Origin of the sequence: Paenibacillus hunanensis (genome assembly GCF_014645615.1) — a bacterium.
In the GTDB taxonomy this organism is placed as follows: Bacteria; Bacillota; Bacilli; order Paenibacillales; family Paenibacillaceae; genus Saccharibacillus; species Saccharibacillus hunanensis.
Genome location: NZ_BMMB01000006.1, coordinates 285,567 through 299,368 on the forward strand (window position 1 = coordinate 285,567; position 13,802 = coordinate 299,368).

General features: G+C 47.4%; 8 protein-coding genes and 1 other annotated feature. Of the genes, 7 read left to right on the forward strand and 1 reads right to left on the reverse strand.

The genetic code is table 11. The annotated features are described in order from the left end of the window. Positions 1-111: 111 nt before the first annotated feature. Complete coding sequence (locus tag IEX62_RS14840; RefSeq protein WP_188776314.1) at positions 112-2,202, reverse strand: molybdopterin-containing oxidoreductase family protein; 2,091 nt, start codon at positions 2,200-2,202, stop codon at positions 112-114. 382 nt (positions 2,203-2,584) lie between these two features. Between IEX62_RS14840 and IEX62_RS14845 the strand changes: the two genes are divergently transcribed. The 7 genes from IEX62_RS14845 (at position 2,585) to IEX62_RS14875 (ending at position 13,675) form a co-directional block, all read left to right on the forward strand. Next, a complete protein-coding gene (locus IEX62_RS14845; RefSeq protein ID WP_188776315.1) occupies positions 2,585-3,484 on the forward strand; it encodes a DUF4097 family beta strand repeat-containing protein in 900 nt (299 codons plus the stop codon). A 102-nt stretch (positions 3,485-3,586) separates the two neighbouring features. Next, positions 3,587-3,853: a binding site (T-box leader), on the forward strand. 112 nt (positions 3,854-3,965) lie between these two features. Then, positions 3,966-6,410, forward strand: a complete 2,445-nt coding sequence (gene leuS, locus IEX62_RS14850) for a leucine--tRNA ligase (protein ID WP_188776316.1) — start codon at positions 3,966-3,968, stop codon at positions 6,408-6,410. A gap of 265 nt (positions 6,411-6,675) precedes the next feature. Continuing rightward, positions 6,676-7,404 (forward strand): helix-hairpin-helix domain-containing protein, encoded by a 729-nt coding sequence (locus IEX62_RS23820; RefSeq protein ID WP_229685815.1) that lies wholly within the window; start codon positions 6,676-6,678, stop codon positions 7,402-7,404. Between the two features lie 20 nt (positions 7,405-7,424). Then, complete coding sequence (locus tag IEX62_RS14860) at positions 7,425-7,931, forward strand: deoxycytidylate deaminase (protein ID WP_188776317.1); 507 nt, start codon at positions 7,425-7,427, stop codon at positions 7,929-7,931. Between the two features lie 434 nt (positions 7,932-8,365). After that, the gene (locus IEX62_RS14865; RefSeq protein ID WP_188776318.1) at positions 8,366-11,233 is read left to right on the forward strand and encodes a ComEC/Rec2 family competence protein; all 2,868 of its coding nucleotides are present in this window, start codon (positions 8,366-8,368) and stop codon (positions 11,231-11,233) included. A 523-nt stretch (positions 11,234-11,756) separates the two neighbouring features. After that, entirely contained in the window at positions 11,757-12,305 is a 549-nt protein-coding gene (locus tag IEX62_RS14870; protein WP_188776319.1) for an RNA polymerase sigma factor, read from the forward strand. Further along, complete coding sequence (locus tag IEX62_RS14875) at positions 12,302-13,675, forward strand: hypothetical protein (RefSeq protein ID WP_188776320.1); 1,374 nt, start codon at positions 12,302-12,304, stop codon at positions 13,673-13,675. Before IEX62_RS14870 ends, IEX62_RS14875 begins: the two co-directional genes overlap by 4 nt. Positions 13,676-13,802 lie beyond the last annotated feature (127 nt).

Below are 13,802 nucleotides of genomic sequence, written 5' to 3' on the forward strand. Positions count from 1 at the left end.
TGCTGATCATAATAAAGCTATAGATTGTACCGTGACATAAGCGATGGAATGCTCCCATTTTCAATCGGCGCTATTTCCTTATCAATTGCCTGCATCGATCTCCAGCATAGTTTACAACGCCGTAGAGGCTTCGATTGCAGTGTCTGCCACTACATCATGACGCTTCTGTACCTGCACGCGACTGGAAAAGAAAGTTGCACCGCCACCCATATCGGACAGGCGATCTGGAGTGAGCGCATTGACCAGATGGGTAGGCTGATAATCACTTGTATCTGCCCATAGCCCCTGACTAACAACCACGCCTGGCAACACGGTTTCTCCAACCGCTGCCATGAGCTCGCAGGAGCCGTTATGATTGGAAATGATGACCCAGTCTCCATCTACAATTCCATGGCGCTCTGCATCGACGGTGTTCATATACAGACGGGGTGCCTTTTCCATACCGGCATGCTTGGCATTATTAGAGAAGGTGGAATTCAGATAGTTATGAGCTGGGCCAGGAATGTATAAATAGCCGTCATCATCCTGCTCTTTGAGCGGTACATATGTTGGCAGCGGGGGTAGCCCCATTTGTTCCAGTGTGCTGGAATACAGCTCGACCTTGCCGCTTGGCGTATCCAGACGATCTGGATAGATGTACGGACGATGTGCTTTGATATATTTGTGCTCTAACAAGCCTTCGTAGCTAATATTTTGCAAGCCTGGGTTGGCTGGATGATCGAGTGCCTGTCGAATCAATTGTTCATCACTATCCTGTAGAGCTTGCTCCTCATAGCCCATGGCAGCAGCGAGCAGGCGGAATACCTCGGTATTCGACTTGCTTTCTCCGTACGTCTCAATAACAGGCTCTGCAATCTGCATGTACAGATGCCAGTAGGAGGTATAGAAATCATGATTCTCGAATGCCGATGTAGCGGGCAATATGATGTCTGCGTATGCAGCTGTTTCGGTCAGGAACAGATCATGCACAACGGTAAATAGATCTTCACGAGCTAACCCTTCACGTACTTGACCTGCCTTTGGCGCTACGACTGCTGGATTGCTGCTGTACACATATAGCGAATGAACAGGCTGCTCCTTCATCGCCAGTATACGTCCAAGCTGATTCATATTGAATGAGCGAGTATTACGTTTAACAAGCAGATCAGGACGCTGCAAAGCTTCGCTGTTAAAGGACAGATACGCAGAGTTAGAGCGAATCGCGCCTCCGCCAGCAACGAGCCATTGTCCGGTTAACACCGACAGACAGGTGATCGCACGCGTGTTCATACCGCCATTATCATGATGCTGGAGACCATTACCGATGCGAATAAGTGCAGGTGTCGTTTCATGATACATACGCGCGAGCTTGTACAGATCATCTACCGGCACGCCTGTAATCGCAGCTACGGTAGCCGGGTCATAGGCTTTTACATGCTGGCGCAGCTCTTCATGACCGAGCGTATGCTGCTGTAAAAAGTTCTCATCTACCCGATTCTCTGCAAATAAAATATGCATTAATCCGAGTGCCAGTGCGGTATCTGTGCCTGGTAGCACTGGAATAAACCAGTCAGCAAGACGTCCCGTCTGATTTTTATGAGCGTCGATCACGATGATTTTCGCACCTTGCTTGCGAGCCTGCTGGGCAAGCGTAATCTGGTGCATATTCGTACTTACTGCATTAATTCCCCAGAAAATAAACAGCTTCGTATGCACCGTATCCTCTGGATCAGCACCAATACTACCGCCAACCGTATGCTTAAAGCCAGCACCACCTGCTGCCGTACAGATCGTACGTTCAAGCTGGCTGGAGCCCATACGATGAAAGAAACGGCGATCCATGCCCTCTGCGTTAATATTGCCCATATTACCGTAGAAGCTATACGGCAGTATACTTTCCGGTCCATGCTCGGCAATGAGCGCTTTCCAGCGGCTTGTGATCGTTTCGATCGCTTCATCCCAGCTAATCTGCTCGAACTGGCGACTGCCTTTAGGGCCAACACGCTTGAGTGGATGGGTTAATCTTTTCTCATCATAAATGCGTTCAGCCATATGGCGAACCTTATTGCATATATTGCCACGTGTGACCGGATGCTCCGGGTCACCAGCGATTTTTACAATTTTACCTTGCTCCTTATGAACCAGCAGACCACACTGATCCGGGCAATCCAGCGAGCAGACCGTTTTAAAAATACCGTCTGGCTGTTCTGTATATGTCGACATCAACGTCGCTCCTTTCCTTCGTGCCATCCTGCATTTTTACATAATGATAGACTGTTCCTCTTTATTGCACAACGGACTTGGGATAAATTTTAATAAATTGTTGGACATGATCGTGCAGAGTATAGACTTCCATACCTCTCAATACGAGCTATGGGAATAAACTGTAAAATGAATCCAAACTCATGTACACTGATAATAAATCAAGCCTTACTCTGGAGCATTATCAACCGTCAATGATGCTGTGAAGTCAGTCGTGCACATCTGGATAGCAGGTAAAGAACAGGTAGCGATAATGGAATAGGCATGACCGTCAGGTGAATGAGATGTACAGTTCCGCCGAATCGTGTGCGAGAAGCACACACTGAAAAGGGGATGACTAACGTTGAAGCTCAACAAATATGCGTCACTCACGATTATGGTTGCGGTCATGATGTTCATTGCGGTATTAGCCTATAATCGTTTATCAGGCTCAGGTCATGCAGAAGCACAGGCTGAGGGACAAAAGGCATTATCTGCTACAGGAATTACCAATCTGGACATCGAGACGACAGCAGACGATATTGAGGTTGTGCCTGGTGATCAGGATCAGATTGTGGCTTTGCTGGATGGAGACGGCTCTAAGAACGGATATACATTTGATGTTGTACAGGATGGACAGACGGCTCGGATTAATCTGAATGGGGCAAGTAGCCTTTTTAATTTTCAAATGTGGGATGAGGGCACTACCTTAAAGGTTACCGTTCCACAAAAGGATTGGGATCAACTGACCGTTAAAACATCGTCAGGCGACATTACACTAAGCGATCTGAAGGCCCGCACACTGGATGTACAATCCAGCTCGGGTGATCAGCATCTGAATGGCTTACAGATTAGCGATCAAGCCACAGTAAGCTCAAGCAGTGGCGATATTACTGCTCGCACGAACACGATCAATCACGCCACATGGGAAACGACAAGTGGGGATATCGACTCGGAGCAGCTGGATGGACAGCAAGCTCAAATGCAGACGTCCTCCGGCGATATTCGTTATGTTCAGAGTAAGCTAGCGCCTGATGTTCAACTAACTACATCCAGTGGCGATGTGGATGCGAAGCTGACCGGTGATACCAACGCCTTGCAGATTGAATCGAATAGTAGCTCTGGCACGCCGGATATCGATATTGACGGCATGCAGCTTCAGGATCGCTCGGATGGTAGCACTCTAGGTACAAAAGGGCAGGGCGAAGCAAAGTATCATTTGAAGATCGATACAAGCTCTGGGGACGTAGAGGTATCCGAATAAGCTAGAAAGCAATCTAGTCACATTTCTTCCATTGACTTTAATCGTTAACTTTTTTACAATAAAAACATTGTTACAACCGGGCAAGCCATGTCTGGACATACGTAATACTCAGTGAAAAGGAATAGTAGTACCAGTAAGCATTGATAGAGAGTCGGCGGGTGGTGAAAGCCGATATGATACGGGTACGAACTCGCCTTGGAGATATGTGGCAAGAATGACGATACGCATGCTGTATACTTATGCAGGCATGCAGTCCATCTGAACCGCATCGGCTTCCTGCCGTTATCAGGCAAACTAAGTGAGTGAATGGTGAAGCATACCTGTTCGCTAACTAGGGTGGTACCGCGAGAACAGCCTCTCGTCCCTAGCGATTTTATACGCTGGGGATGAGGGGCTTTTTTATGGCTTACGCACCGTGCGTATACGGTATTCAGGGTCGCCGTAACGACCATACTTACATTAATTTGAAGGAGGAACATGTATGACAACAGATAATCATGCAGCTCCGCAGGGCTATCGCCCGCAGGAGATTGAACCCAAGTGGCAAGGCTATTGGGATGAGAACAAAACATTCAAAACCGAGGACGAGACGAGTAAGCCCAAGTTTTATGCACTCGATATGTTCCCGTATCCTTCAGGCGCAGGTCTGCACGTAGGTCATCCAGAGGGCTACACGGCTACGGATATCGTTTCCCGTTACAAACGGATGAAGGGCTTCAACGTGCTGCATCCAATGGGCTGGGACGCATTCGGTCTGCCGGCCGAGCAATATGCGATTGATAAGGGTGGTCACCCACGTGACTTTACTCAGCAAAATGTCGACAACTTCCGTCGTCAGATCAAATCCCTCGGCTTCTCCTATGATTGGGATCGTGAGATTAGCACGACAGACCCGGATTATTATAAATGGACACAGTGGATTTTCCTGCAATTGTACAAAAAAGGTCTGGCTTACATCGCGGAAATCCCAGTGAACTGGTGCCCTGCACTGGGTACCGTACTGGCAAACGAAGAAGTCATCGATGGCAAAAGTGAGCGTGGTGGACACCCGGTTATCCGTCGTCCAATGCGTCAATGGATGCTGAAAATTACCGAATATGCAGATCGCCTGCTGGATGATCTGGAAGAGCTGGATTGGGCAGAAAGCATCAAGGATATGCAGCGCAACTGGATCGGCAAATCGACAGGTGCAGAAGTGACCTTTGATATCGAAGGCAGTGACGAGCAGATTCGTGTGTTCACTACACGTCCAGACACATTGTTCGGTGCGACATACTGCGTACTGGCACCTGAGCATGCGCTGGTTGAGAAAATTGTAACAGCAGATCAGCAGGAAGCGATTAAGGCATATCAGGAGAAAGCTTCGCACAAGAGCGATCTGGAGCGTACCGATCTGAACAAAGATAAAACAGGGGTATTCACAGGCGCCTATGCGATCAATCCGGTGAACGGCGAGAAGCTGCCAATCTGGATCGCTGACTATGTACTGGCTGCCTATGGTACAGGCGCAATTATGGCGGTTCCGGGTCATGATACACGTGACTGGGAGTTTGCACAGAAGTTCGAGTTGCCGATCATCGAAGTGGTTGAAGGCGGCGATGTGACGAAGGAAGCTTATACTGGCGAAGGCAAGCATGTGAATTCCGGTATGCTGGATGGCATGACGACTGAGCAAGCGATTCCAGCTATTATCGAATGGCTGGAGCAGCAAGGTAAAGGCGAAGGCAAAACGACCTATCGTCTGCGCGACTGGCTGTTCAGCCGTCAGCGTTACTGGGGCGAGCCGATTCCAATTTTGCATCTGGAAGACGGCACAATCAAGCCTGTTCCAGAAGAAAGCCTGCCATTACTGTTGCCTGATCTGGACGAAATTAAGCCTTCCGGTACAGGTGAATCACCACTGGCTAACGCAACCGACTGGGTGAACACCATCGATCCAGAAACCGGTATGAAGGCACGTCGTGAGACGAACACGATGCCACAATGGGCGGGTAGCTGCTGGTATTACCTACGCTATATCGATCCGAAGAACGATCAGGAGCTGTGCTCTAAAGAGAAGCTGGACTACTGGCTGCCTGTCGATCTGTATATCGGTGGTGCAGAGCACGCGGTGCTTCACTTGCTGTATGCTCGCTTCTGGCACAAAGTGTTGTACGATATCGGTGTAGTGCATACGAAGGAGCCATTCCACAAGCTGGTCAACCAGGGTATGATCCTCGGTACAAACAATGAGAAAATGAGTAAATCTCGCGGTAACGTCATCAACCCGGATGATATCGTCAATGAATATGGTGCAGATACACTGCGTCTGTATGAAATGTTCATGGGCCCATTGGAGGCGACCAAGCCATGGAATGAAAATGGCGTGGAAGGGATGTACCGCTTCCTTGGACGTGTATGGCGTCTGTTCGTTAGCGAAGACGGTAGCCTGAATCCGAAAATTGTCGACAATGGTGGCGATGATGCGTTCAAACGCACATGGCACAAAACGATCAAAAAAGTCAGCGAAGATATGGACGCATTGCGCTTCAATACAGCGATCAGCCAGCTTATGATCTTTACTAACGACGCGTACAAGGCAGAAGAGCTGCCGCGTCAGGCGATGGAGAACTTTGTTCAGTTGTTGTCTCCACTGGCACCGCATATTGCAGAAGAGCTGTGGGCACGTCTCGGTCACGAAGGCGGTATTACGTATCAAGAGTGGCCAACGCATGACGAAGCGTGGACAACAGAATCCGAAGTCGAGATCGTTATTCAAATTACAGGCAAAATCGTACAGCGTGCTAACGTGGCTAAAGATATGGATGCCAAAGCGTTGGAAGAGTTTGCATTGTCACTGGAAACGGTACAAAAAGCAATCGAAGGTAAAACGGTTCGTAAGGTCGTTGCCGTACCAGGTAAGCTGGTAAACATCGTTGCGAACTAAAGGTTAAAGTGAATTTAGAGGAATAAAGCTTCATTTCAAAGGTACTGTAACAGGTATTCCTTTTTTACGATTCTTCATAATCGCATAAATAAAGCACGCTAAAGTGAAAGCACCACTTGACGCTCCGACTATCTAATGATGGTCGGGGCGTTGTTTTGTCTAGAGGAGCATATTCACATCGCTACAGGATAGAAGCATAGAAGCCCATTCATTATGTTTAGCATGGAAAGGATAATTTATTTCTAATTACATAGGAGGTTAAAGTATGAAACGAGGCATCGTAGTAAGTATGGCAGTATTAGCAGCACTTGGAGCTGGATTGATCATCGCAGGGCTAGTTAGTGCACCAGAGAAGGAAGCACAGTGGCAGTCGTGGAATGATCGCGCCGCCTTATCAGTACAGGAATCCGTGCAGGAAAATGAAGCCGCCACGCAGAACAATCTACATAGCAAGCAAACGGATACTTCTAAATTGGCTACAGATCAGACAGCGGTAGACTTCACAGGAAGTAAACAAACAGAAAATAGTCAGGACATTTCATTACAAGGACAAGCGGGATCCAGTACGGGCACTGCATCAGGTGTAAAGGAAAACGCTGAAGTACTAACAACAGAAGCCAATCCAAATACCACATCTGCATCAGCTACAGATCAACTGACGAGCAATCCAAGCTTAACTAACCAGGAAGCCGCTAATGGTGATATGATAGATCATAATGAACATAGGTCAGCCACCAATCCGTCGGCTGATATGGCCCATACAACGATTACTAGCGAGTCTCGTGCCTCGCAGGTTCAGGATGGCAGGATTAGCATCAATAATGCAGGGCTTGCAGAACTGACCGAGCTACCAGGCATCGGTGAGAAAAAGGCACAGGCAATTATCGATTATCGACGTACCCATGGTCCATTCCGGGATGTGAATGAATTGGATCGTGTAAAGGGGATTGGCAGTAAGATGCTTACCAAAATGCTGCCATATGTAAAGCTGTAATTACCAGGGGGGAAGCAAAATTGCGCAAAGATTGGGACACTTATTTTATGGATATCGCACATATGGTATCTACTCGTTCACGTTGCCCAAGAAGGCATGTGGGCGCTGTACTGGTGCAGGGCAAAAAGCTGCTTGGTACAGCCTATAATGGTGCGCCGATGGGTGTACCCGACTGCTCCGAAGCAGGCTGTATGATCTCGGAAGCAGTGGAGATTGTACGTGTCGATGGCGTAGAAACAATGGTGAAAAAGCAGCGCTGTATCCGTACCATTCACGCTGAACAGAACCTGCTATTATTTACCGATCGTGCTGATCGCGAGGGCTCTACCGTCTATGTGACAGACGAGCCCTGCTGGACATGTGCGAATATGCTTGCCAATAGTGGTGTGGTGGAGATCGTTTATCATCGTAGCTATCTGAAAGATACGGATAAGGTACATGAGATGATGGGACAAAAGGGAATCATTTTCCGTCAGCTACAAGCATACGAGCCGCCACGCGAGACAGTTGCATATGAGATTCCGTAATGAAGGCTTAGATGATATAAAGCTGAACTGTATATGAACGATATCAATAATGGAAGAACCGTTATTTCAATATGCTATTCGTGTGCTACGAGGCACCGATTGCGCAGAAATGACGGTTTTTTTATTTTTCTTGCCTGTCTGCTGACAAACTCATATGTATACCTATCCAAACTGGAGGCTAATATCGCCTATTCCTTCTGGTGTAATCATAAAGGAACCACACCTGTCCCATATAAGTTTAGCTTGAACATTCGAACTGCTCATGTATTCCTAACGAATTACAACGAATCGCAATGAATGACGATTCAATGGCAATGCCGAGAAAAGCCACTTGATTACAACACTCAATACGGACAAATGGAAAGGAACACATTCACAATGCACAGTATATATCGAATCGAAAAGGATAACTTCACCTCAGCGAGTGTACCATTATGACGATGATGCAAACACGTCCACTTGTTGTTCTATGTATAGCATGGATGGCAGGCAATGCCTGTGCAGCTTTATTGCCAGGCAGCACATTCTGGTTGGTCTGGTGGGGACTGATCATTTTGACCGGATTAGGTATAACGACGATATGGTTAGCGATGCGTACTCAACGAAAAGCTTCTTTTACTGGAACGCCTGCCATTAAGATGCGCGCTATACTTCTTGTTATGGCGGTTTTTATCCTCGCAGCTGCCTACTGGCATTGGAACGATGCACGCAATATCAGTCAGCTTCCCACTATTCTTTATGAGTCTAACGCTGATCTGATCGGGCAGCAAATAGAAGCCACAGGTGTAATTGCAGGTCATATCGATATCGATGGAGATCGGGTTCGCTTTCCGTTAGAGGTGTATCGATTACAGCCATTTGAATCGGCAGTAGCGGAAGACGCTACGACCCATTCACTCGATCATAGCGAAGCATCCATTAGTTTACCTGAGCGCGAAATGGTTATGATTCAACTCAAGCTAGCACACAAAGAAGAACTCCAGCGAGTGTATGCATGGCAGCGTGGAGACCAGATTGCTGTAAAGGGAAGCTGGAAAGAGCCGGGAGTAGCGCGTAACTTTGGGACGTTCGATTATGCGCAATATTTGCGTAAGCAGCATATTCACTGGATGCTGGAAGCAGGTGGAGCCGATTCGTTACGCGCAGAGGAGTTATCCTTGTCACTATGGTCGAAGACAAAAGGGATGCTACTAAGCTGGAATGATCATGTACGCAAGCAGTTAGGCGAGCAGATCGCACAAATCTTTTGGACAGCAGATCAAGGCTATATGAAGGGTCTGCTCATTGGAGATACCGATGATATTGATCCCGAGTCATTTGCCGCCTTTTCACGACTTGGCTTGACTCATATTTTAGCAATCTCTGGTTTGCATATTGCGATCTATGTCGGGCTGTTGTTATGGTTACTGCGAAGAATTGGGCTAACGAAGGAAAGTGCATGTCTAATCGTCATGATAGTATTGCCATTCTATGTCCTATTAACAGGGGCTTCTCCGTCTGCCATTCGTGCCGGATTAATGGGCATGATTGGGTTATATCTGGCAAGTCGTGGGCTGTTAAAGGATGGATTACATATTTTATGCCTGGTGGGCTGGATGATGCTTGTGTATGAGCCATATTATTTGCTGGATGTGAGCTTTCAGTTATCCTTTGCTGTAACGGCTGGGCTGATTATTTATGTCCCACTACTAAGTGCATTACTTGTAAAGCTACCTGCTCGTATTCGTTCAGCTATTGCGATGACGCTGGTAGCGCAGTTTATTTCGTTTCCATTGACGATTTATTATTTTAATCAGTTTTCTTTGCTGTCTTTTCTCGCTAACTTTCTGCTTGTGCCGGTATCAGGCTTACTGGTTCTACCCATCGGGTCGTTAGCGCTTGTTCTGAGTTATGTGTGGCTACCTGCTGGTGTATGGCTGGGAAGCTGTGTGTCATGGCTCAATACATGTTGCTTCTGGTTAGTCGATCTATTGGATGCACTGCCAGGCATGTTCACAATCTGGGCATCGCCCGGTCTTTGGTTGATGCTCAGCTATTATGGTTTGTTATATGCGGCACTGCGATGGATGCGAGATATACAGCAATGGTTGGAACAGCATAGGGATGATCCGATGTATGCTTCTCCATCCAAAAGCCTGCGTACTGCTACATTCCAGTCTCTTTCTACCACTGCTCATATGACTCAGATGCCGTCGGATCAGCCAGCGATCTCATTTTGGAAATTATATATTAGACGTGGATTGCATTGGCGGATCGGTTGGACGCGGCATCGATTAGTATTGCTGCCTGTGATGTTAATAGGGATTATTCTATTACTGGGGAGCTGGTATTATTCACCGCATTATGGCAGAGACGGGATAGTACAGTTTCTAGATATCGGACAAGGTGATAGTATTCTGATCACGACACCAGCAGGCAAGCATATTTTGGTGGATGGCGGTGGGACAGTGAATTTTCAGCAATCGGGTCAGGAATGGCGGCATCGTAAGCAACCATATGAAGTGGGCAATAAGCTACTTGTGCCTTTGCTGAAAAAGCGCGGAGTACACGAGCTTGATGCGGTGATCGCCACGCACTGGGATCAGGATCATGTAGGTGGACTGCAAGCCGTTATCGAGTCGATACCTGTGCGTCAATTTTTATTCAATGGAACGATGCCAGACAATCACCAACGGGATGAGATGATTCGGCTGCTATTAGACAAAAAGATTCCGATGTACGCGCCTGTAGCAGGGATGAGCATGCAGCCAGATTCAGCCACCCGTCTCGACTTTTTAGCACCGGCTGCGTCCTCTTCGCAATCGGCAGCATGGACGAGTCCTACAGCGATAACAAAAGGTAATGGAGCGGCTACTATGACTCAGCAGCAAGCTATGTTAGCTGCTCCATTACCTGTGCGTGAGAACCAGAATCTGTACTCGCTAGTATTTATGCTTACGTTGAATGGAAGTCATATGCTATTCACTGGAGATGCTGATACAACTGAGGAGCAATCGATCTTAAATGAATTACAGCTGCCCACCTTAGCAATGCCGATCGATGTATTAAAAGTTGGACATCATGGCAGCAAAACTTCTACTTCAGCCGAGTGGCTTACCTATTGGAAGCCACAGCTATCTGTGATCTCAGCAGGTGTGAATAATCGCTATGGTCATCCCAAGCAGGAGGTACTGGATCGTCTAGCTGCTGTACACTCAACAATTGCACGCACAGATCAGCAAGGCGAGATTCAGATTCGTATTGATGCTTCAGGACATATGAGTGTGCGCTCTATGCTTGAGGGAAAGATGCCAGCTCAATAAATTTTTCGATTTACCTTATTTTATTGCACGTATTTTGTTTTGTTGTGTGCGTACTCAATTGCAATTTTACAAAATGTGTTTATAGCGATAAAAGTATGTTTACCGTAATAAACGTATCCCTATAGCAATACACGATATCGATAGTGTGTAAGATGAATACGGACATGGAAACCAGGTCATGAATATAGTTCAATATCGGATATGAATCGATAACAATATACAAAACAACCACATAACGCGTGCGTATAATAGAAGCAAGCGAGCCAGAAGATGACGGATACCGCGGATTTTGGTATCCTAAGTACAGCTATGAGTTGTTTTCGCATATGATCCGGCTCGATGTCGCCCGCAGAGTAGTCCAAAAGCATCCCGGATTCGTATGATTTCTACATAGGGTAAGTGTTTGTAAAGCTTTTTACTGCACTTTCCGAATTTAAGCAACAAAATGAAATTAATTTAACAAACACTGCAACAATCGGGACGTGTCTTGCGTCTAGAAGTTGTAAGGAGAGGGGGATCCTCCGTGGTGGAGCAGGGACTCATCAAGGCCGCCCAAGAGGGAGACCGAGATGCTCTAATCACCCTATTAAGAGAGATAGAACATCATGTGTACAAAACAGCTTACTACATTTTGAACAATGAACAAGATGCTCTGGATGCGGCTCAGGAAGCGTTAATTCGCATCTATACCAAAATTGGTTCCTACGAAGAAAAAGCTCAATTTAAGACCTGGGTGCAGCGGATCGTTACGAACATCTGTATTGATAAATTCCGTCGCAATAAACCGACGGTTTCGATTGAGGAGCACGAGATGGTGTTTGAAGGTCACGATGATGTGGAGCACGAGGTGATGCGGGCATATACCTCCAGTGATGTAAGGGAGGCTATTAACCAGCTACCTGAGCACCATCGCACCGTGATTGTACTGCGCTATATTCAGGATCTTTCCTACAATGAAATCGCGGACTGCCTGGATTTACCTTTAAACACAGTCAAATCGTATTTATTTCGCGCCCGCCAACAACTACAAAGTCTGCTAGCAGACTATGAGAAAGGAGGATTGATTGGATGAAACGTGAAGTAGCGGAAGAATGGATGAGCCGCTATTTGGACGGGGACTTGAATGGAGAAGATACCAAGGAGTTGTTCCGCTATATGGATGAGCACCCGGATGCAGCCGAAACTTTTCGCATCATGACCGCATTATCGCTGCGTCTGGAAAAGCTGCCGGATGTAAAGCCGAGATACAGCCTTGTCGATGCCATCTTGCCTCAGCTGGATGAGCTGGATGCTCAGCGCCGTACGGATAGTGCAGCTGAGATCGGCATCATGGAGCGGCAGAAGCCTGAGGTTGATGAAGTGGCTGAACGTCGCCGTCAGCGTGGTAACTGGCGTGATCGACTGCCTGTGCGCACGATCGGGGGGATCGTCGCAGCAGGTGTTGTGCTCGGTATTTCCATCGCCAGCTATGAGCCTAAGACGCTTACTGACGCAGGGCCGGAAGTTTCGCCTTATCGTTATAACGAGACAGGCAGCATCGGTCAAAAAGATAGCCCAACTACGAATCCTGAACAAAGTTCTTCACCTAAAGCTTCGGACCCTACCGGCAAGTCGCAGGATACCAAAAAAGACCCGTCCAATGCAACGGACGCAGAAAGTTCATCCAATGAGCCTTCTGACGGAAACAAATCGACAGATACTCCTAGCACTGATAGCACCAAATCGAATCAGCAGCAGGAGAACAGTACGAAGACGACTCCTCCGAAAAGTGAGTCGAACAGTAGTGATACTAAGCAGCAAGCACCAGCTTCGGGTAATCGTGGCGGTGTTCCATCAACGACGGATAGCGGCAAGTCTACTACAGACAAGGGAAATACAGCGGGTACTACTCCAGAGAAGCAGACAGATACAGGATCTTCTGCTGCCAACTCGGGTACGGATGGTTCAGACAAAGCACGCTCGTTGACTACACAGCAATCGGAATCCGGTACAAATAACCCTGAATCTACAGATTCAGGTATAGCAACTGGCTCTACCGATTCTGCGACACTGGCACCGCCAGAAGGTCAATCGAATCAGCTTGCACCGGAAACTACACCACCAGCTTCTGGAACAGGCACACCATCAACGGATTCACCATCCACTCCAGGCTCGACGGGTACGAATAGTACAGGCGCTGGCTCAGCAAGTGTGAACTCGGCGAAGACAGAGCAGGAATGGAAATCACCGTCTCAGGATTACACTGTAGTTCTGACAACGAACAACACGCTTCGTCTGGATAGTATTGCTGCCGATAACGTTAATGGTCGTAGTGTCGTATCTTCTATCCCGTTAAAGGGAACGTGGATCGCTGGCAAATGGTCTGACGACGGCAAGGAATTTACGTATCAAGTGAACGAAAATGGCATTAATAAAACGTACAAGATTACAGTGGGCAACTAAGCTTCGCAGTGCTTAGGTGTTCCAGGGAACCTGTAACGGTATGGAAACGAATGAACGTGTTTGAAGCCAGAGCAACAGAGCAGCACCAGTGACTGTGTGTTTCTGGCATCCGGTTCATCCAACAAAA